16 protein-coding genes are annotated in these 20,078 nt (G+C 67.5%); 10 read left to right on the forward strand and 6 right to left on the reverse strand.

Going from position 1 to position 20,078, the window contains the following annotated elements:
* Positions 1-47 precede the first annotated feature (47 nt).
* On the reverse strand, positions 48-1,382 hold the full coding sequence (locus tag E1261_RS29315; RefSeq protein WP_238176503.1) for an acyl-CoA dehydrogenase family protein: 1,335 nt from the start codon (positions 1,380-1,382) through the stop codon (positions 48-50).
* 111 nt (positions 1,383-1,493) lie between these two features.
* Here E1261_RS29315 and E1261_RS29320 point away from each other — a divergent pair, with 111 nt between their 5' ends.
* From E1261_RS29320 to E1261_RS29335, 4 genes are read left to right on the forward strand one after another with little or no spacing between them, the layout of a single operon-like run.
* Positions 1,494-2,234 (forward strand): TetR/AcrR family transcriptional regulator, encoded by a 741-nt coding sequence (locus E1261_RS29320; protein WP_132412182.1) that lies wholly within the window; start codon positions 1,494-1,496, stop codon positions 2,232-2,234.
* Positions 2,231-3,508 carry an acetyl-CoA C-acetyltransferase gene (locus tag E1261_RS29325; protein WP_132412184.1) on the forward strand — a complete coding sequence of 426 codons (1,278 nt, stop codon included), beginning with the start codon at positions 2,231-2,233 and terminating at the stop codon, positions 3,506-3,508. The genes E1261_RS29320 and E1261_RS29325 overlap by 4 nt, the downstream gene beginning before the upstream one ends.
* Positions 3,509-3,518: 10 nt before the next feature.
* A complete protein-coding gene (locus E1261_RS29330; RefSeq protein WP_132412186.1) occupies positions 3,519-4,865 on the forward strand; it encodes a 3-oxoacyl-ACP reductase in 1,347 nt (448 codons plus the stop codon).
* A gap of 1 nt (position 4,866) precedes the next feature.
* Positions 4,867-5,721, forward strand: a complete 855-nt coding sequence (locus E1261_RS29335; protein ID WP_132412188.1) for a MaoC/PaaZ C-terminal domain-containing protein — start codon at positions 4,867-4,869, stop codon at positions 5,719-5,721.
* A 37-nt stretch (positions 5,722-5,758) separates the two neighbouring features.
* Here the strand turns inward: E1261_RS29335 and thrS are convergent, their stop codons facing one another.
* From thrS to E1261_RS29355, 4 genes are all read right to left on the reverse strand, one after another.
* Positions 5,759-6,997 (reverse strand): threonine--tRNA ligase, encoded by a 1,239-nt coding sequence (gene thrS, locus E1261_RS29340; protein ID WP_132412190.1) that lies wholly within the window; start codon positions 6,995-6,997, stop codon positions 5,759-5,761.
* A gap of 166 nt (positions 6,998-7,163) precedes the next feature.
* Positions 7,164-8,003 (reverse strand): acyl-CoA thioesterase, encoded by an 840-nt coding sequence (locus E1261_RS29345; RefSeq protein ID WP_132412192.1) that lies wholly within the window; start codon positions 8,001-8,003, stop codon positions 7,164-7,166.
* Between the two features lie 38 nt (positions 8,004-8,041).
* The gene (locus E1261_RS29350; RefSeq protein ID WP_132412194.1) at positions 8,042-10,081 is read right to left on the reverse strand and encodes a right-handed parallel beta-helix repeat-containing protein; all 2,040 of its coding nucleotides are present in this window, start codon (positions 10,079-10,081) and stop codon (positions 8,042-8,044) included.
* A 34-nt stretch (positions 10,082-10,115) separates the two neighbouring features.
* A complete protein-coding gene (locus tag E1261_RS29355; RefSeq protein ID WP_132412196.1) occupies positions 10,116-11,072 on the reverse strand; it encodes a hypothetical protein in 957 nt (318 codons plus the stop codon).
* A 201-nt stretch (positions 11,073-11,273) separates the two neighbouring features.
* On the opposite strand from E1261_RS29355, the gene E1261_RS29360 reads away from it, so the two are divergent.
* On the forward strand, positions 11,274-11,708 hold the full coding sequence (locus E1261_RS29360; protein ID WP_132412198.1) for a DoxX family protein: 435 nt from the start codon (positions 11,274-11,276) through the stop codon (positions 11,706-11,708).
* Between the two features lie 169 nt (positions 11,709-11,877).
* On the opposite strand, the gene E1261_RS29365 is transcribed toward E1261_RS29360, so the two are convergent.
* The gene (locus E1261_RS29365) at positions 11,878-12,792 is read right to left on the reverse strand and encodes a proteasome assembly chaperone family protein (RefSeq protein ID WP_132412200.1); all 915 of its coding nucleotides are present in this window, start codon (positions 12,790-12,792) and stop codon (positions 11,878-11,880) included.
* 191 nt (positions 12,793-12,983) lie between these two features.
* Between E1261_RS29365 and E1261_RS29370 the strand changes: the two genes are divergently transcribed.
* From E1261_RS29370 to E1261_RS29390, 5 genes are all read left to right on the forward strand, one after another.
* Complete coding sequence (locus E1261_RS29370; RefSeq protein WP_238176504.1) at positions 12,984-14,000, forward strand: hydroxyacid dehydrogenase; 1,017 nt, start codon at positions 12,984-12,986, stop codon at positions 13,998-14,000.
* Complete coding sequence (locus tag E1261_RS29375; RefSeq protein WP_132412202.1) at positions 13,997-15,889, forward strand: DUF2264 domain-containing protein; 1,893 nt, start codon at positions 13,997-13,999, stop codon at positions 15,887-15,889. Before E1261_RS29370 ends, E1261_RS29375 begins: the two co-directional genes overlap by 4 nt.
* Before the next feature lie 51 nt (positions 15,890-15,940).
* Positions 15,941-16,468, forward strand: coding sequence for a ferritin (locus E1261_RS29380; RefSeq protein WP_132412204.1), 528 nt, complete (start codon positions 15,941-15,943; stop codon positions 16,466-16,468).
* 148 nt (positions 16,469-16,616) lie between these two features.
* On the forward strand, positions 16,617-17,507 hold the full coding sequence (locus E1261_RS29385) for an SDR family NAD(P)-dependent oxidoreductase (RefSeq protein ID WP_132412206.1): 891 nt from the start codon (positions 16,617-16,619) through the stop codon (positions 17,505-17,507).
* Positions 17,504-19,063: an AMP-binding protein gene (locus E1261_RS29390; protein WP_238176505.1), complete on the forward strand. Its 1,560-nt coding sequence runs from the start codon at positions 17,504-17,506 to the stop codon at positions 19,061-19,063. The genes E1261_RS29385 and E1261_RS29390 overlap by 4 nt, the downstream gene beginning before the upstream one ends.
* Positions 19,064-20,078 lie beyond the last annotated feature (1,015 nt).

Genomic DNA, 20,078 nt, shown 5'->3' on the forward strand with positions numbered 1-20,078 from the left:
GCACGCGACGTAGGAGCGGGCGTAGCACCGGCGGGGGATGAAAGTCCTTACCTGATGCGCATGCCGGAGATGGCTCGGGCTATGACGAGGCGCTGGATTTCCGACGTACCTTCGAAGATGGTGTAGATCTTGGCGTCTCGGTGCATGCGTTCGACCGGGTATTCGCGGGTGTAGCCGTTGCCGCCGAGGATTTGGATGGCTTCTTCGGTGACCTTGACGGCTACTTCGCCGGCCTTGAGTTTGGCCATGCTGCCTTCGCCGTGGCGGTAGTCGGGGGTTTCGCCTCGCATCAACGCGGCTGACATGTTGGCGGCTCGCCAGACCAGGAGGCGGGCTGCGTCGATTTCCATGGCCATGTCGGCGAGTTTGAAGGCTATGCCTTGGTTGTCGATGATGGGGCGGCCGAACTGTTCGCGACCCTTGGCGTAGTCGAGGGCGAACTCGTAGGCGGCGCGGGCGATGCCGACTGCCTGGGCGCCGACGATGTGGCGGGTCATTTCGAAGGTGGCCATGGAGGCGTTGCGGACCTTCGCCGAGCCAGGGTCCGAGGCGGCGGCGCGGGCGCGGGCCAGGCGTTCGTCCAGTTTTTCCTTGCCGCCCAGGACGTTGGCGGCGGGGATGCGGACGTTGTCGAAGAAGACGTCGGCGGTGTGCGAGGCGCGGAGGCCGTGCTTGCGGAGCTTGGTGCCTTGCTCCAGGCCAGTTACCTCGGACTTGGGTACGACGAACGCGGCCTGGCCCTTAGTGCCCAGGGACGGGTCGACGGTGGCGACGACGACGTGGATGTCGGCGATGCCGCCGTTCGTGGCCCAGGCCTTCTGGCCGTTGATGACCCATTCGGAGGTTTTTTCGTCGTACGTCGCTCGCGTGCGGATCGCGGAGACATCCGAACCGGCGCCCGGTTCGGATGAACAGAAGGCCGCCACGCGAACGTCATCCGGAGTGCCGTAGCAGCGGCCCATCCACTGACTCCACTGCTCGGGGGTGCCGTTGGAGAAGATGGCGGACGAGGCCAGGCCGGTGCCCTTCAACGACATGCCGATGCCGGCGTCGCCCCAGAAGAGTTCTTCGTGGACGAGCGGCATCAGCAGGCCGGACGGGTCGACGAAGAGGTTGATGTTCATGTCGAGGCCGTACAAGCCGATCTTCGCGGCCTCCTGGATCACCGGCCAGGGGGTGGTCTCGCGCTCGTCCCACTCGGCGGCGGCGGGGCGCATCACGTCGGCGGCGAAGGCGTGGGTCCAGTCGCGGATCTCGCGCTGCTCGTCGTTCAGGGCGAACGAGAAGGGGCTCCAGCCCGGCTTCGACCGCTCGGCGCCGAGTTCGCCGGCCAGCGACATCACATCGGTGGAGACGGCGGGCTTGGGGTCGGTCATCGTCATCAACATCCTCCGGCAACGACAGGGGGTACCGAAACATCCGGGAACGAAATGTTACCGATGAGTGTAACCGCCGTTTGCACCAGAGGGTACCGGTATGGCTAAGATCGGTCCATGAGCTCCGCGCTGCTCGCGATCGGACGCCGCCGGACCACGGCGGAGCGTCGGCGCGACCGGGAGCGGGACATCATCCGGGCGACCCGGGAGCTGTTCGACGAGCGCGGCTCGATCGACGCCCAGATCGACGATATCGCCAAGCGGGTCGGGATCAACAAGGCACTGATCTACCGGCACTTCGCCGGTAAGGAGGAGCTGTTCGCGCTCACCCTGGTCGAATACCTGACTGAGCTCGACGCCCGGCTGCAAAAGGTCGACAACCCACGGCGGGCGCCGCTCAACCGGCTCAAGGCGCTCAGCGAGGTGTTCGTCGACTTCTGCCTCGAGTTCCCGGCCTTCACCGACTGCGCGATGAGCCTGCTCAGACGGACCGGCGAGGAGCTGTTCGGGGAGATCACCGAGCCGGTGATGATCACCCTCGGTACGGCGATGGCCGCGGCCCTGAAGCGGATAGCCGTCGTACTGGACGCGGGCCAGCGCAGTGGCGCCTTCGCCAAGGCGGACACCGCTTACCTGGCCAATCATCTGTACACGCAGACGCTCGGATCGTTGCACATGGCAAGGGTCGGGCTGATCGTGTCGAGCGGGAAGCCGGGGCATCCGGTGGTGCATCATGCCGAGGTGGCGACGGTGCGGGCGACCGCGATCACCGCGACGTTGGCGACAGCAGTGGGGCGCTTCGCCTATGAGGTTCCGAAGAAGGCACAGCGAGCACGCAGACCAGGAGAGCAATCATGACCGAGCCCCGCAGAGTGGCCGTCGTCGCCGGCAACCGGATTCCGTTCGCGCGCCAGGACAAGACGTACCGGCACTCCTCGAACTCCGACATGCTGACTGCCGCGATCAACGGCCTGGTCGACCGGACCGGGCTCGGTGGGCAGGAGGTCGGTGAGGTGGTCGCCGGTGCGGTGCTCAAGCACGCCCGCGACTGGAACATGGTCCGCGAGGTCGTGCTCGGCTCGAAGCTCGCCGCGACCACTCCGGCGTACGACATCCAGCAGGCCTGCGGGACCGGTCTGGAGGCCGCGATCCTGGTCGGCAACAAGATCGCGCTCGGCCAGATCGACGCCGGGATCGCGGGTGGTGTCGACACCGCGTCCGACGCGCCGATCGCGGTCAACGACGAGCTGCGCAACATCCTGCTCGATCTGAACCGGGCCAAGACGTACCCGGAGCGGCTGAAGGTGCTCGCCCGGGTTCGCCCGAAGGACGTCGTACCGGAGATCCCGCGGAACGCGGAGCCGCGCACCCGCAAGTCGATGGGTGACCACGCCGCGCTGACCGCGCTGGAGTGGGGCATCACCCGCGAGGCGCAGGACGAGCTCGCGTACCGCTCCCACGTGAATCTGGCGGCGGCGTACGACCGGGGTTTCCAGCAGGACCTCATCACGCCGTACCTCGGCCTCGAGAAGGACCAGAACCTGCGCCCGGACACCACGGTCGAGAAGCTGGCCCGGCTGAAGCCCGTGTTCGGCAAGGGCGAGACGGCTACCATGACGGCCGGCAACTCGACCCCGCTGACCGACGGTGCGTCCGCCGTACTGCTGAGCACGGACGAGTGGGCCGAGAAGCACGGGCTGCGTCCGCTCGCTTATCTGACGCATTCGCAGACCGCGGCGGTCGACTACGTGAAGGGCGCCGAGGGTCTGCTGATGGCGCCCGCGTACGCCGTACCGCGGATGCTCGCCAGGGCGGGGCTCACGTTGCAGGACTTCGACTACTACGAGATCCACGAGGCGTTCGCCTCCCAGGTGCTGTCGACGCTGAAGGCGTGGGAGGATCCGATCTTCTGCAAGGAGCGGCTCGGTCTCGACGCCCCGCTGGGCGAGATCGACCGCGCCAAGCTGAACGTGAACGGCAGCTCACTCGCCGCGGGCCACCCGTTCGCGGCGACCGGCGGGCGGATCGTCGCCGCGCTGGCCAAGCAACTCGACGAGAACGGCGGTGGCCGCGGCCTGATCTCGATCTGTGCCGCTGGCGGCCAGGGTGTCGTCGCCATCCTCGAGAAGTAGGAGCAACCCAATGACGGACCGCTACCAGACCTTCACCCGGACCCCGCTCGGCCAGACCCTGGTGAAGAACCTCGGGCTGCCCGACCCGGTCCCGCTGCAGCGCTGGACCGAGGGTTCGCGCGTCATCGACGGCTCGGTCGTCTTCGGCGCGATCGGTGAAACCGAGGCAGGCAAGGCGATTCAGGCGCTGCTGCGCGATATCGGCGCCTCCTTCAGTACGGCGACCGAGGGCGTGGCGTCGAGCCAGATCCGCCCGAAGGCGCTGGTCTTCGACGCGACCGGCGCGTTGTCGACGGCCGACCTGACGAGCCTGCAGCGCTTCTTCTCCCCCGTCATCCGCCAGCTCGCACCGGCCGGCCGCGTCATCGTCGTCGGCCGGACGCCGGAGCTCGCGACGTCCACCGAGCAGCACATCGCCCAGCGTGCGCTCGAGGGCTTCACGCGCTCGCTCGGCAAGGAGGTCAAGCGCGGCGCGACGGTCAACCTCGTGTACGTCGCTCCGGACGCGCACGAGCAGCTCGATTCGACCCTGCGGTTCTTCCTCTCCCCCAAGTCCGCGTACGTCGACGGTCAGGTCGCGCGGGTCGGGACGGGGCCGCTGGTCGGCAACGACCCGGAGCGCCCGCTGGCCGGCAAGGTCGCCCTGGTGACCGGTGCGGCCCGTGGCATCGGGGCGGCGATCGCCGACACGCTCGCCCGGGACGGCGCGACCATCCTCGGGGTTGATGTCGCGCAGAACGCTGATCCCCTGCGCAAGGTGATGACCCGGCTCGGCGGTTCCGAGCTCCTCCTCGACGTGACCGCGGTCGACGCCGCGCAGCGGATCGCCGCTCATGCTCAGGAGCAGTACGCCGGTCTCGACATCGTCGTGCACAACGCGGGCATCACGCGGGACAAGCGGCTCGCCAACATGCGCACCGACACCTGGGACGCCGTACTGGATGTGAACCTGCGCGCTCCGGAGCGGATCACCTCACACCTCGTCGAGGCCGGGACCATCCGGGCCGGTGGCTCGATCATCGGTGTCGCGAGCATTGCGGGGATCGCGGGCAACAACGGGCAGACGAACTACGCGACCTCGAAGGCCGGCGTGATCGGTCTGGTGCAGGCGCTCGCGCCGAAGCTGGCCGAGAAGCAGATCCGGATCAACGCGGTTGCGCCTGGGTTCATCGAGACCGAGATGACTGCGAAGGTGCCGTTCACGATTCGCGAGGTCGGGCGGCGGATCAACTCGTTGCAGCAGGGCGGGTTGCCGATCGATGTGGCCGAGACGATCGCGTGGTTCGCGGATCCGGCCTCGGCCGGTGTCACCGGCAACGTGATCCGGGTCTGCGGTCAGAGCATGCTGGGCGCCTGACATGCCGACACGTCGGTACGACGACTCCCCCAGCCTCAGCGGTCTCTACGCGAAGACGGTGAAGGCGACGCTCCGGCGTGCCGACTACGAGCCGGATGAGGACGGCCTGACTCTCGAGCTGCCGCATTCGGCGATCGACCAGGATCATCTGGCGGCGTACCGCGATGTCACCGGGTTCCCCGCTGGGCCGGCGCTGCCGGTGACGTACCCGCACGTTCTGGCCTTCCCCCTGCACCTCGATCTGATGTCGGACCCGTCGTTCCCCTACAAGCCGATGGGGATCGTGCACCTGTCCAACACGATCACGCAGAAGCGGTCGCTGCCGATCCACGCGGAGCCGGCGATCCGCGTGCACAGTACGCCGGAGCGCCCGCATCCGAAGGGGACGGTGTTCGACATCGTCAGCGAGGTCCTCGTCGACGGTGATGTGGTGTGGACGGATCTGACGACTTTGCTGAGCCGGTCCAAGGGTTCGGAGGGGCATGTTGATCTGCTGCCGGATCCGGAGTTGCCGCCGCAGGCTTGGTGGGATCTGCGCGGGAATCTCGGGCGCCGGTATGCGACTGCGTCTGGGGACCGGAATCCGATTCATCTGTTCAAGCTCACTGCGCAGGCCTTTGGGTTCCCGCGGCAGATCGCGCACGGGATGTGGGCCAAGGCTGCCGCGCTGGCGTCGCTGGAGCGAGCTGGGAAGCTTCCGGAGTCGTTTACCGTCCGGGTCGACTTCCGCAAGCCGTTGCTGCTTCCGTCGCGGGTCCAGTTCGGGTATGCCGTTGGTGGCAAGACAACTGACTTCGTTCTGTACGACGAGTCGCACGAGGTGACTCATTTGATCGGGCAACTGCAGGAGGACTGAGCCGCCAGGCCGGTTGTGGCGGCCTGGCGGGGTCGCGTCAGTCGCCGTCGTTTGCGATGGCCTGGGGAACCACTTCTCGCGCGATCCGGTCGAGGACTTCGCCGATGGGTGCGGGGTCGTGGCGGCTGCCGTTGCGTTCGCGGATGGCGAGGTTGCCGGCGGCGGCCTCGCGGGCGCCAAGGATGGCCTGGTACGGCGCCAGCCGGTTCTCGCGGATCCGCGCTCCGAGGTTGCCCTCGTCGGCGTGGGCGATCTCGACTCGCAGTCCGCGTGACGAGGCCCGTCGGGCGACCTCGGAGGCTAGCTTCTCCTCGTCGTCGGAGATTGGAAGCACCACGAGTTGTACCGGGGCCAGCCAGGCTGGGAACGCGCCACCATGGACCTCGATCACCTGAGCAACCGCTCTCTCGATGCTGCCGACGATCGCCCGGTGCACCATCACCGGCCGGTGTTTGTTGCCGTCGGCACCGATGTACTCGAGGCCGAACCGCTCCGGCTGGTTGAAGTCGATCTGGATGGTGGACAGGCTGTACTCCCGGCCGGCCGAATCGATCACCTGAACGTCGATCTTGGGGCCGTAGAACGCCGCGTCCCCCGGAGCCTCGACGTACTCGAGATCCGCGTTCTTGAGGACGTTGCGGAGGAGGTCTGCAGCTTCGGCCCAGCTGGCGGGATCGCCGACGTACTTGCTGTCGGGGCTGCCGATGGCGGCATCCTCCGACGGGAGCGCGAGAACGTACCGGGCGGCGTGGATCCCGAGATCGGCGTACGCCTGGTTGATCAGCGAGAGCGCTCTCTGGGCTTCTTCGGCGACCTGGTCGGGGCGGCAGAAGATGTGCGCGTCGTTCAGCTGCATCGCGCGAACCCGGCTGAGGCCGCCGATCACGCCGGACAGCTCGGACCGGTACTGACCGCCGAGCTCGGACAACCGCAGCGGCAGCTCTCGGTAGCTGTGTGCGCGAGAACGGTAGATCAGCGCATGATGCGGGCAGATGCTCGGCCGCAAGATCAGTTCCTCACCGCCCATGTCCATCGGTGGATACATGTCGTCGCTGTACTTCTCCCAGTGACCAGAGATCTCATAGAGCGCTCTCTTGGCGAGAACGGGCGAATACACCTGCTGATACCCGGCTCGCCGTTCGACTTCGGCGATGTAGCTCTCCAAGGCGTGCCGTACGGCGGCGCCCGCCGGAAGCCAGTACGGCAGACCTGCACCGATCAGCGGGTCGGAGTCGAACAGGCCGAGCTCGCGGCCGAGTTTGCGGTGGTCGTACATGGTGAGGTCTCCTCGTTGAGATGGGGCGGCACCTCGAGGCAGACAGAAAAAAACCCCGGGGCGATCGCCCCGGGGTTGACAGTCAGGTGTCAGCGCGCCGGGACAGACTCCGGCGTCGTCGTCACTACTGCGCGCTGCAACATGCCATCTACGGTAGCAGAACCAATCACTTGCTCAAGTCCAATCCGACTGGGCGGATCAGGCCTTCCTGTGCGACCGAAGCGACCAGCCGGCCGTCCTCGGTATAGAGCCGGCCCGTCGCGAACCCACGCGCACCCGAAGCCGACGGCGACGTCTGGTCGTACAGCAACCACTCGTCGGCGCGGAAGTCGCGGTGGAACCACAGCGCATGATCCAGCGACGCCGGCTGGATCCGCCGGTCCCCGATCACGATGCCGTGCGGCAGCAGGCTTGCCCCGAGCAGCGTCAGATCACTTGCATAGGCGAGCACACACGCATGCAGAGCGGGGTCGTCCGGAAGCTTGCCCGAGGCACGGATCCAGAACTGCCGCCCGGTCACCCCGGCCAGCCGCATATCCAGCGCCGCCCATTCCCGATCCCAGTCGGCCGCCGGGCGACCCGATTGCGCCTCCAGCACGCTCGCGAGCGTCGGCGCCTCGTCCGGCGGTACGACGTCCGCCGGGATCGGCTCCTGGTGATCCAGGCCCGGCTCAGGCTTCTGGAACGAGGCGGACATGTAGAAGATCGGCTTGCCGTGCTGCGACGCCACGACCCGCCGGCTGGAGAAGCTGCCGCCGTCCCGCGTGCCCTCGACCCGGTAGATGATCGGTACGGCGGTGTCGCCGCCGCGCAGGAAGTAGGCGTGCAGCGAGTGCGCGATCCGCCCGTCGTCAACTGTCCGCCCAGCTGCGGCCAGCGCCTGGCCGAGAACCTGCCCGCCGAACACCCGCTGCAACGCGGTCTGCGGTTGCTGACCGCGGTACAGGTCGACGTCGATCATCTCGAGGTCGAGCAGCTCGACCAGGTCCTCCAGCGACTCAGGCATGTCTCATCCTGACAGATCAGCTCAGCACCTCGTGATCGTCACGGAGTGACTTCTACCTCGGCGAGTTGCAGGAGGTAACCCTCGGAGGTCAGTTGCAGCCCGTCCGAGCCCGCAGTGATGATGCGGATGCGGTCGGTGATATCCGAGTGACCCCACGAGTAGGTCTGCGGTTCGCTGGGCGAGCCGGCGTCGCTGACCGTACGGCGGGTCAACCACTCCTCGCCGTTCCAGACCTGGATGTGGAAGTGTTGCGGGAACCCCCGGCCCACGGCCCCGGGATCGTTCCTGGGGTAGAGCGTGACCTTGGAGAAGGTCTTGCGCTCAGGCAGCCTCAGCGTGACCCATTCCTCGTGCGGGCTGAAGTTGCCGACGTCACTGGAGAAGCCGGCCGACTCGGTGGAGATCGAGTTGCGTGACCCGTCGACCAGCTTCGGCCGGAAGAACGCGCAGCACTCCACCGAACTGGACGAGGTCACGTCTGCGTTGAAGGCGTAGTTCGCCGTCGCCGCTGCGACGCCAGGCCCGTTGTATGCGCCGCGACTCGGCGCCCCGGATCCGACCGGGTTGCCCCAGTAGTCGGAACTCCCCAGCATTCCGGTGTCCGTTCCACTCCCGATCGCCGGTGAGCCGGCGACAAGCTGGTAGCCGTCGACTGTGTCGCGGCCGAGATACCCCGAGCCCGGCCGGACCAGCTGCGGGTCGGTCGTCTGCTTGTGGGCGTCTCCGGGCTCACTGGCGTGATGCTTGCCGTAGAAGGTGTTGTAGTCGAAGGTGGTGGCCGGGAGCGACGGATAGGAGTTGTCGCCGAGGGTGTAGAAGATGTTGTTGTACACGAAGGCCTGCCGGAGCGCCGTCTGATGGTCGTACCGGAGCATCACCGGCGCACTCGAGCCGGGCCCGAAGTACAGGGTGTTGTTCATGATGTCCGTGTGGTCCGGGCCCTTGGGGTAGTCGTTGCTGCACAGGGCGATTCCGGAGCCGTCGTTCTGCGAGATGTTGAATCGGATCCGGGCGTCGTTGATGTCGACGCCTCGATCCGGGATCTCGCACAGCAGCAGGAACCCGCCGGAGTTGTTGTGGCTGTAGTTGTACTGGACGTACGTCGAGTGGCTGCCCAGATCGATGTCGTAGCCCTGCCCGTCGAAGCGCCCGCGATTGTTGTAGACCTCGTTGAACTGGATCAGCGTGTTCTCGGAGATGGCGCTCCAGATGCCGGCCGAGGCCTGGTTCCGGTAGTCGGTGTGTCCGGAATCGAAGTTGTGGGCGCGGCCGCCGCTGTTCGAGACGACGTTGCGCTGGACGACGGTCCGGGACGTGATGAAGTTCAGGATTCCGTCGCCGCCGGAGTCGTCGACGATGTTGTCCTGGATCAGGACGTCGCTGGTGTGCGGCAGCGTCTGCCAGTGGGGCGAGCCGCCCTCCTGGTAGGCGGGGCCGACGAAGATGCCGATCCGGTCCACGACGGAGATGTCGTTGCGTTCGATCACGACGCCGTCCCAGCGCGAACCGTTCATGTCCGAGACGACCGCGATCCCGGCGTTCCTCCCGTAGAAGCCGGACTGCAGCCCCCGGACGTCGTGCACGGTGTTGTCCGCGATCAGTACACCGTTGAGCGGCCCGCCGGACTTGTTGTGCACCTTGATACCGACGAGCTCATCGCGCGAGGCGTCGCCGCGGTTGTTCGTCACCTCGAGGTTGCGGATCTCCCAGTACGGCTGGTTCAGCAGATGTACGGCGCCCTGCTTGTTCCCGCCGCCCTTGATGCGCGGCTTCGCACCCGTACCGTATTTGTCGATCGCGATGTGCAGAGCGTCGATCCCGGCTCCCTTGGGCCAGAGCTGGCCGTTCCAGGTTCCGCCAGACCGGAAGCGGATCGTGTCGCCGGGCGCGAACGTCGTGGTGTTGACCTTGTCCAGCGACTGCCACGGAGCGCTTTCCGAGGTTCCGTCGTTGCTGTCCGAGCCGCCGTTGGAGTCCACGAAGTACGTCGTCGGCCCGGCCTGCGCCGACGCCTCTCCGGCCAGGGTCGCGCCGATCATCGTCAGCGCGACCCCCAGCACCACGGACAGTCGTCTCATTGCCTGCTCCTTCGATCGGGGCGGATCGTCGATGTCACTGCGATGGCTCGACTGTCACCTTGGCCTGCTTGGCGAGCCTCTGAACCAGAGCGCGATACGAATGGTCGAGATAGAGCGTCCGCACCCGTTCGTGCGCGGCCTCGAAGGTCACGGGCGCGAGCGGCTCGGTCGCCACGCAGCTGACCAGGACGAACCGGTCGCCAAGGTCGGCGATCGGAGCCGTCCGGCCGGGTGCCAGTCCCGAGCCGATCGCCGCCAATGGATCGGAACGCAGACCGGTTGAACTCGCCCCGCCGGCATTCACCACGATCCGCCGTACCGCGAGTCCTGCCGAGCCGGCCGCCGCGGAGAGCGTGGCCCCGTCGCGGAGACGGGCCTCGACGGTCTTGATCGCGGCCTCCGCGCGATCGCGCGTGACCGGGGTGGCGGTCCGGCCCGCGTAGGTGCTCGTGACGGTGTCGATCGTCAGGCGGGATCCCCGGCTGAACAGCCGCGCTCGCACCGACGCGTAGTACTTGCGAAGCTGCTTCTCACTGGTGGGCAAATCACGGCCGGCCAGCTGCTGCTTTAGCTGGACGACGTCGGTGTCGAACCGATAGCGGAAGTACTGCGCCTCCGTGAAGCTCGCGGGCCCGTAGATCGGCGCGCCATTGCGCCGAGCCTCGGCGCGGCGCTGATTCTCCTCGTCCAACTGCCGGAGGAATCCGGTGTAACTCGTGTCGTTCGAGATGCCCTTGGTGCGCAGCAGGGCCTGCTGCACCTTGATCTCGGTCAGGCGTTGCAGCGCCGCCGCTCGAACCTGCTCCGGCGTACCACTCCCGCGCGCCATCTCCCGTCCGAGCTCGCCCGCCGTGACCGGGTCGCCGTTGACGGTGGCGACCACGGCGAACGGCGACTCGATGCCATCGGCAACGGGTGCCGGTGCGGCCGCGCACGCCGGGGACAGCGCTCCGACGATCGCGCCCAGCAGGACCAGCCTCACGATCCGCATGGCGCTCCCTCCGGCTGGTGCTGTTCTCTGGCTGCACAGACTCAGGCAGCGCGCGACGGCGAGTCAAGGCTGTTCGACGCACGTCGAAGGGCGGTCCGTGGACTCTTTCGGTGAGCTTTCGCTCGCTTTCGGTAGACTTATGATTGAGAGCTCAACCACTAAGCATGTGAACCAGTACGCACTTGATTGAGGAGACCTGTTGTGAAGCTGCCCTCCATTGCCCAGGACGTCGTCCTGCTGCTCGCCCGCATTGGCGTCGGCATCGTGTTCGTCGCGCACGGCTGGCAGAAGTTCGACACCAACGGCCTCGACGCCACCGCGCAGGGCTTCCAGGGGATGGGCATCCCGTCCCCCACGATCTCGGCGTACTTCGCCACCGGCGTGGAGCTCATCGGCGGCGCGGCACTGATTCTGGGTGTCCTCACGCCGATCGCCGGCGTACTACTGGCCATCAACATGGCCGGCGCCTTCCTGTTCGTGCACATGCCGAACGGCGTCTTCGCCAGCGACGGCGGCTGGGAACTGGTCGCCGCCCTCGGCCTGGCCGCGCTCACCATCGCCGCCGTCGGCCCCGGCCGCTTCAGCCTCGACCGGCTGATCATCCGCACGCCTGCTCGGGAGTCGGTGCGGGTGTAGCTGCGTGCAGAAGGACTGTTAGTGCGCTGCCCTGAAGCATCCCAGCGAGGCATGAAAACGTGGGAACGCACGGGCGGCGATACCTAGTAGCAGTTCTTCTGTACACCTCTAGCCACCAAAAAGCGCCGGCCCACCCCCGCCCCGGGGTGGGCCGACGCTGCTTGTGGGGTTACTTGTCTTGTTCGCGGTTCAGGTCGGCGAGGAACTGCTCTACCTCGGCGCCGAGCTCCTCGGCGGACGGGGTGGAGTCGGCCAGGAGGCTCTTGCGGCTGACCGAGCCGGCGGCGGCGTCGTACTGGGTTTCGAGCGCGTTCACGACTGCGGAAGCGTCGTCCGAGGCCTCGACCTGCTCGTCGACCATCCGGCCGGTGACGGCGGCCTCGTCGAGCAGGGCCTTGCTAGGGAGCAGCAGGCCGGTCGCGGCCGAGATCGCGTGCACCAGGGCCAGGGCCGCGCCTGGGAAGCGGTTCTCCGCGAGGTAGTGCGGGACGTGAACTGCGAAGCCCATCGCGTCCTTGCCGGCCTCGCCGAGGCGAACCTGCAGCATCGTGCCCGCGCTGGCCGGGAGGCGCATCTCGCCGTCCCAGATGTTCGACCGCGTCACCAGCTCCGGACGGGTTGCGTGGGCGGTCAGGCCCAGCGGCCGCGTGTGCGGCACACCCATCGGGATGCCGTGTACGCCGATTGTCAGGTTCACGTTGTAGAGGTCGATCAGCTGCCGCACCGCCCCGGCGAACCGGTTCCAGTGGTTGTCCGGCTCCGGACCCTCGAGCAGCAGGAACTCGACGCCGGCGTCATCCGTGAGCAGCCACAGGTTGAGCTGCGGCGGCGAGTAGTCGGTGAAGTGGTCCTCGGAGAACGTCACCTCGGGCCGGCGGGCGCGGTAATCGTGCAGGAGATCCACGTCGAAGCGCGCCAGCAGGCTGCTCTCCAGCGTCTCCAGCAGGTGATCCGCGGTCACGCGGCCGGCCTGGCCGGCGTCCATGAAACCGTCCAGGGAGTGCACCAGCACCTTGGGGGTCGCCGCCGGGCCGGTCGCCACCGACTCGTCGACGATCTCGTAGAGGTCGTCCGGTCGCAGCATCGTCGTCTCCTTCATCGTCGCCATCCGGGCGGGTTCGGCGTAGGCCCATCCTGCCCTGTCAGGTGACAACGTCCGGAGTCCGGCCGGACATTCCGGCCGGCGAGAAAAACCTGAACAAAATTCTCGCCCGCCACGCCCGGGATGCGGTACACCGGGAGACAGGCTGGGAAAGCGCTTGCTAAGTTGCTCTCGTGCGCACCGATTCCGCTTCCGCCCTGACCGTGATGCTGGCCATGAACGACGCCAGCCGCGATCGCGTCCTGGTTCCGCGCGTCCGGGCCCGCCTGGACGCGGTCGCCACCGTGCTGCCCGTCGGGCCGGGGAATTCGTTCCTCGATGACCCCGCGATCGTCGCCGCGCTGCCGGACGTGGACGTCCTGCTGACCGGCTGGGGCTGCCCGCGGATCGGGCCCGAGGTGCTGGAGGCGGCGCCGAAGCTGCAGGCCATCCTGCACGCGGCGGGTTCGGTGAAGCACATCGTCGACCCGATCGCGTTCGACCGCGGGATCCAGGTGTCGTCGGCGGCCTTCGCGAACGCTCTGCCGGTGGCCGAGTTCACGGTCGCCGCGATCGTGCTCGCGGGGAAACGAGCCTTCCGCCTGGCAGCGCAGTACCGGATCGAGCGCCGCAAGGCGGACCCGCACGGAATGCCGGGCAGTTACGGTACGACGGTCGGCCTGCTCGGGGCGTCGCGGATCGCGCGCCTGGTGGCCGAGCGGCTGAAGACGTACGACCTCGAGGTCCTGATCAGCGACCCGTACCTGAACGCGGACGAGGCGGCCGGACTCGGCGCCGAACTGGTCTCGAACGACGAACTGTTCCGGCGCAGCGACATCCTCAGCGTGCACGCGCCACTCCTGCCGGAGACCACCGGGCTGGTCGACGCACACCTGCTCGGCCTGCTCAAGGATGGTTCGGTGCTGATCAACACGGCTCGCGGCAAGATCATCGACGCCGCCGCGCTCGAAGCCGAATGCGTGGCCGGCCGGATCGACGCCGTACTGGATGTGACCGATCCCGAGCCACTGCCCGCGGAGTCCCCGCTGCTCGACCTCCCGAACGTCTTCATCACCCCGCACGTCGCCGGTGCCGTCGGCAACGAGATCGCCCGCCTCGGCGAACTCGCAGTCAGCGAACTCGAACACCTGGCCGCAGGCCGGCCGTTGCAACATGCCATCAGCCCCTCAGAAATCGGAAGGCTCGCATGACCCGCCTGATCCTGCCTGACACCGACCGTGTTCTTTCCCGGCAGACGGGGTGGACTCGCGCGCACTGGGAGGCGTTGGCGGATCATCTGCTCGACTCGCTGGTGCCGTACTTCTCACCTGGTTCGGCGCTGATCGCGTTGCCGGGGCGGCCGAGCCGGTCTGGTACGGCGTCCGATCAGCTCGAAGGGTTTGCCCGGTCGTTCATGCTGGCCGCGTTCCAGATCGCGGGGGTTCGGGGCAAGGGGTGCGAGGCGCTGATCGAGCGGTACGCGCGCGGTGTCGCGAACGGCGCCAACCCGGAGCACCCGGAGTCGTGGCTGCGGCTGACACCGCGGTCGCAGCAGATGGTGGAGGCCGCGGCGATCGCGGTTGCGCTGCACGAGTCGCGGGAGTGGATCTGGGAGCGGCTCGACGATCGGGCTCAGCAGCATGTGGCCGAGTGGCTCGGTGGGTTCATCGGGTCGACCACGCACGACAACAACTGGCGGTTGTTCCAGGTCGTCAGTGAGCAGTTCCTGGCCTCGGTCGGGGCGCCGTACTCGCAGGAGGACATCGACGGCGGGCTCGACCGGATCGAGGACTGGTACGTCGGCGACGGCTGGTACTCCGATGGCAACGGGCAGGCGTTCGACAACTACATCGGCTGGGCGATGCACCTTTACCCGGGACTGTGGGCGCGGATGGCGGCGGCCACCCCGGGGGCGGCATACGAGGATCGGTTGAAGGTCTACAAGGAGCGGCTGAGCCTGTTCCTCGAGGACGCGGTCCACCTGGTCGGGAACGACGGCGCACCGATCTACCAGGGTCGTTCGCTGACCTATCGGATGGCCGCGGCGGCGCCGTACTGGATGGGCGCGCTGCTCGACGCCACTCCCCTTTCGCCTGGGCAGACGCGGCGGCTGTGCTCCGGAATTGCGCGGCATTTCGTGGAGCACGGCGTACCGGATGAGCGTGGGCTGCTGACACTCGGCTGGTACGACACGTTCCTGCCGACGACGCAGTCGTACTCCGGACCTGGCTCGCCGTACTGGGCTTCGAAGGGGTTCGTCGGGCTGATTCTGCCGCCGGAGCACCCCGTCTGGGCGGACGGCGAGGACCCGATTCCGCTGGACGAGGCCGACCAGGTGCGGGCGATGCCAGCGCCGGGGTGGCTCGTGCACGCGAGTCGGCACGACCAGGTCGTGCAGCTGATCAACCATGGCGCGGACAAGCAGGCGCTGGCCGAGCCCGAGGGCGTTGAGCCGGAAGGCGACCCGCACTACAACCGGCTTGCTTATGCGAACCACGCCGGGCCCGAACTGAGTGACGATGCGCCGCGGATCGACAACCTGATCACCCTGGTCAGCGACGGAAAGTCGAGTGCGCGCGGGCGGATTCGGCGGTTGGGAATCACAGCCCGTACGGCGTCGTCGTGGCACAACGCCTGGCTCGGAACCGAGGGGCCGTGGCGGATCGAGACCACGTCGGTGGTGCACGGTGGTTGGGAGATCCGGTGCGCGCTGGTCGACGGTCCGGCCGGTGCACTCGTCCGAAGTGGTGGATTCGCGGTCGCCGGTGATTCATTGCCTGAGGCAACAGCTTCCGGGGCTGCGGCGTCTGCTCGGAACGACGAGGGGCTGCTGTCCGCGATCGTCGGCCTGCACGGGTACGACGGCGCCGGCATGCACCGGGGGCTCGGGGCCAATGCGTTCGGGCCGCACTCGGCGACGCCGTACCTGACTGCTCCGCATCGCGGCGAACCGCTTGTGCTCGTGAGCGCCGTCGTACTGACCCGGGACGCACTCCGCCCGGAAGCGCTTGCCGAAGGCATCGATGTTGCGGTGACCGGGACGACGGTCCGGATCACGCTGCCCGGCGGGGGTTCCGAGGTCGTCACGCTCGGTGGTTAGGCCAGCCTCGCCAACGATGATAAATCCGCGCGGGAGAACTACATTGGCTGCATGAGCACGTACGAGAAGCTATTGCAGGAGCAGATCCGCAACGAATTCACGGCCTCCCAGCAGTATGTGGCGGTCGCTGTCTGGTTCGACGACCAGGACCTTCCGCGGCTGGCCGCGCACTTCTACAAGCAGGCTCTGGAAGAGCGCAACCACGCGATGATGATGGTCCAGTACCTGCTGGACAAGGACATCCGGCCGCACATCCCCGGCGTCGGCGAGGTGGCCTCGGACTTCAAGACGGCCCTCGAGCCGCTGGAGCTCGCGCTGCAGCAGGAGATCACGGTCACCAAGCAGATCGAGACGCTGGCCCGGACCGCGCGCGACGAGAGCGACTACGTCGGCGAGCAGTTCATGCAGTGGTTCCTCAAGGAGCAGGTCGAGGAGGTCTCCGCGATGAACACGCTGGTGAACGTCGCCAAGCGGGCGGGCGACAACCTCTTCCACCTCGAGGACTTCCTGGCGCGGGAGACCGTCGGCGACAACGGCAACGACCCGACGGCGCCGACCGCGGCCGGCGGGACTGTCTGAGGTTTTGCAGTAACTCGTGCGTGACGCCGGGGTCTCGTGGCCGCTGACCCCGGCAGCTCCGCCGTCTTCGTTGCTGCGCCGCTCGGCTGTAAACCCGGTTTACCGTTTCCTCTGTCGCTGAGGACTACTTGCGGGTAATGTCGGTCACATGGTGACCGCGAAACGCCCGCCCGGATGGTCGTTGCTCGTCGCTCTGACGAATGGCCGGTCCCGGATCCCGGACGACCAGCTCGCGGCCGCCGTACGGGACAAGATCGTGCTGGTGACCGGTTCGTCGTACGGGATCGGTGAGGCCACTGCACGCCGGCTGGCGCGGGCCGGCGCGACGGTGCTGCTGGTGGCGCGGACGGCTGATCAGCTGACTGCGGTCGCTTCGCAGATCCAATCTGAGGGTGGGAAGGCGTTCGCGTATCCCACCAACCTCGCTGATCCGGCAGCTGTCGAGACGCTGGTTCGGACGATCCTTGAGGAGCACGGGCGAGTCGACGTTCTCGTCAACAACGCTGGGAAGTCGATCCGGCGGTCGGTCGCGGATTCGTACCAGCGGTTCCATGACATCGAGCGGACCAACGCGGTCAATTACCTCGGCCCGGCCAAGCTCGTGCTCGAACTCCTGCCGTCGATGCGCTCGCGACGCTCCGGGCATATCGTCAACGTGTCGACCGCCGGGGTGCGGACTCCCCCGATGGCGCGCTGGTCGGCGTACTTGGCGTCGAAATCGGCTTTTGATGTGTGGCTGCGGTGTGTGGCGCAGGAGATCCGTGGCGACGGGGTGACCACGTCGACCGTCTACATGGGGCTGGTGCACACGCGGATGAGTGAGCCGACTCCGCTGCTGAACAAGATGCCGGGGCTGAGTCCGGAGCAGGCCGCGGACCAGGTCTGTACGGCGATCGCGCAGCGGCCGAACAACATCACCCCGCCGATGGTCCGGCCGGCCGACGTCCTCGGGAATCTGTTCCGGGTACCGACCGACCGGTTGTTGGAGGCCTACTTCCAGCGATCGGATCGGACGCGCAAACCGCGGAGTTCGGAGTGATCGCTTCGGTGTTGCGCAATGTCGCGGAGCTCGGCGGGATGCCGGTGGCCGTGGCGCGGTCGGGGATCTGGCGATCGCTCCATCCTGCGCATGTGGTGGGGATCGAGCGTGCGCTGCGGCACTGGGGGCAGTCGATGGCGGCGCTCGGCGCGGTGGCCGCGGTCCGGTATCCCGATCGCGCGGCGGTGATCGACGAGAACGGTACGACGACGTACGGCGAACTGGATCGGCGCTGCGAACGGATCGCGGCCGGTCTGCACGCGGAGCACAAGATCGTTGCCGGGGGCAAGGTTGCGGTGCTGTGCCGGAATCACCGGGGGTTCCTGGAGGCGACGCTGGCGGCTTCGCGGATCGGCGCGGACGTGCTGTTCGTGAACACGGAGTTCGCTCCCCCGCAACTGGCCGCCGTACTGGAGCGGCATCGGCCGGATCTGCTTGTGCATGACGCTGAATTCGACGTGCCTGCTGGGATTCCCGCCGTACTGTCTGATCTTTCGGCGCTGGTTGCGTCGGATGCTGGGGAAGCGCCGAAGCCCGGGCGGCCGGGGCACATCACGATCCTTACTTCTGGGACGACCGGTACGCCGAAGGCCGCGCCGCGGGTGCCGACCGCGCTCGGGTTGGCCGGGTTGACGGGAAGTGCGCTGGCTCGGTGCGGGCTGCGGTCCGGGGAGCCGGTGGTGATCGGTCCGCCGCTGTTCCATGGGCTTGGGTTGCTGACGTCGATGCTGGCGTTGTTCCTCGGGTCGCCGTTGGTGCTGGCGCGGAAGTTCGATGCTGCGGAGGTGCTTCGGCAGGTGGAGGCTCATCGGGTCGGGGTGATCGTCGCCGTACCGGTCATGTTGCGGCGAATGCTCGACGTCGGTGCTTCGGGGCACGATCTGGGATCGTTGCGGGTGGTGCTGTCCGGGGCGTCTGCGTTGGGGGCGCCGTTGGCCTCGCAGTTCATTGGGGAGTTCGGGCCGGTGTTGTGCGATGCGTATGGGTCGAGTGAGGTTGGGATCGCGACGATCGCGTCGTCGGCGGATTTGATCGCGGCGCCGGGGACGGTTGGGCGGGCGTGCCTCGGAAGCTCCGTGCGGATCCTGGACGACTCGGGTGCGTCGGTGCCGGTTGGGGAGACTGGGCGGATCTTTGTGGGCAGTGGGCTGGTGTTCGGCGGGTACTCCGATGGCTCGAACAAGACTGTGGTCGGGCGGCGGATGAGTACCGGGGACATGGGGCATCTGGATCGGTCCGGGCGGCTGTTCATCGACGGGCGCGAGGACGACATGATCGTGTCCGGCGGGGAGAACGTGTATCCGGCCGAGGTCGAGGACACCCTTGCCAGTCATCCTGCGGTGGCGGAGGCCGTGGTGGTCGGTGTGCCGGATGAGGACTTCGGTCAGCGGTTGGTGGGGTACGTCGTACTGCGTGGGGAGGCGAGCGCGGACGAGCTGATCGCGTTCGTGCGGGGGAACCTGGCGCGCTACAAGACTCCGCGCGAGATCGTGATCGTGGACGAGTTCCCGCGGAATGCGACGGGGAAGGTCCTGCGGAACAAGTTCGGGTCCTGACCCTACTAAGGACAGACACCCTCGCCCGGTTAACGTCCGAACGGTCGGAGGGCCCGCCTCCGGTCGTTCGGACATTAGCCGGACTGGATGCGGGCGGGTGGGCCGGATCGGCGCAGTTGAGGATCTCCCCGAGGCTCGACGCCTCCGTGCGAACCCGGTCCGACCTTGGGCACGGGTCAGTCACCTGTCCGGCCGGAAAGCGGTCGATGGGTGCTCAAGGTGGACCCAGCGCGCGACCTTGAGCACCGCTCACCCATTTCAACGGGCGTCACGCGGTTGATGGGTGCTCAAGGTGGACCCAGCGCGCGACTTTGAGCACCATTCAGCCCCTTCGACGGGTGTCACGCGGTTGGCGGGTGCTCAAGGTGGGTGTCGCCTACGACCTGGCGGTGTCGCGGCAGATGACCAACCGGACGCCAAGGCTGATTGGGCAGCGGCGGACCGCCACCACTCACTAACCGCCGGCTAGGTGCACGGTTCACGCTCGGCCGTAGCTGGTCGGGTCGCCGAATGCGGGGTTGGTCAGTGGGAGCGTCCCCACCTCGTCCGCGCCATCCGGCCGCCGCTCGGCCGAGTGAACCCAGTGGGCGGGTGCTCGCGCCACATGTGGTGGCCGGAGACAGCTTGTGGTGGCTGGAGACCTGTTGCCAGGGGTCTCCGGCCGCGCTTTCCTGTCTCCGGGCGGACCGCCACCACTCACCAACCTCCGGCGAGGCACACGGTTCACGCTCAGCGGTGGCTGTCGGGGTGGCCGAATGCCGGGTTGGTCAGTGGGGGCGGTCCGCTCGCCACGGCAGACCCACCTCGTCCGCGCCACCCGGCCACCGCTCGGCCAAACCCAGCGGGCGGGTGCTCGCGCCACATGTGATGGCTGGAGACACCTTGTGGTGGCCGGAGACCTGTTGCCAGCGGTCTCCGGCCACACTTTCCGGTCTCCGGCCGCGCTTTCCGGTCTCCGGGCACAAGTGGTGGCGTGAGACAGCGGGTGACTGGGGGGCTTGGGTCAGGTGGGGAG

Origin of the sequence: Kribbella albertanoniae (assembly GCF_004348455.1) — a bacterium.
Taxonomy (GTDB): Bacteria; Actinomycetota; Actinomycetes; order Propionibacteriales; family Kribbellaceae; genus Kribbella; species Kribbella albertanoniae.

Coding starts and splice junctions, on each gene's coding strand:
- E1261_RS29355 (WP_132412196.1), bottom strand. CDS start 11,072: ATGCGGATCGTGAGGCTGGTCCTGCTGGGCGCGATCGTCGGAGCGCTG.
- E1261_RS29350 (WP_132412194.1), bottom strand. CDS start 10,081: ATGAGACGACTGTCCGTGGTGCTGGGGGTCGCGCTGACGATGATCGGC.
- E1261_RS29375 (WP_132412202.1), top strand. CDS start 13,997: ATGACCCGCCTGATCCTGCCTGACACCGACCGTGTTCTTTCCCGGCAG.
- E1261_RS29325 (WP_132412184.1), top strand. CDS start 2,231: ATGACCGAGCCCCGCAGAGTGGCCGTCGTCGCCGGCAACCGGATTCCG.
- E1261_RS29345 (WP_132412192.1), bottom strand. CDS start 8,003: ATGCCTGAGTCGCTGGAGGACCTGGTCGAGCTGCTCGACCTCGAGATG.
- E1261_RS29335 (WP_132412188.1), top strand. CDS start 4,867: ATGCCGACACGTCGGTACGACGACTCCCCCAGCCTCAGCGGTCTCTAC.
- thrS (WP_132412190.1), bottom strand. CDS start 6,997: ATGTACGACCACCGCAAACTCGGCCGCGAGCTCGGCCTGTTCGACTCC.
- E1261_RS29365 (WP_132412200.1), bottom strand. CDS start 12,792: ATGCTGCGACCGGACGACCTCTACGAGATCGTCGACGAGTCGGTGGCG.
- E1261_RS29380 (WP_132412204.1), top strand. CDS start 15,941: ATGAGCACGTACGAGAAGCTATTGCAGGAGCAGATCCGCAACGAATTC.
- E1261_RS29315 (WP_238176503.1), bottom strand. CDS start 1,382: ATGACGATGACCGACCCCAAGCCCGCCGTCTCCACCGATGTGATGTCG.
- E1261_RS29385 (WP_132412206.1), top strand. CDS start 16,617: ATGGTGACCGCGAAACGCCCGCCCGGATGGTCGTTGCTCGTCGCTCTG.
- E1261_RS29330 (WP_132412186.1), top strand. CDS start 3,519: ATGACGGACCGCTACCAGACCTTCACCCGGACCCCGCTCGGCCAGACC.
- E1261_RS29320 (WP_132412182.1), top strand. CDS start 1,494: ATGAGCTCCGCGCTGCTCGCGATCGGACGCCGCCGGACCACGGCGGAG.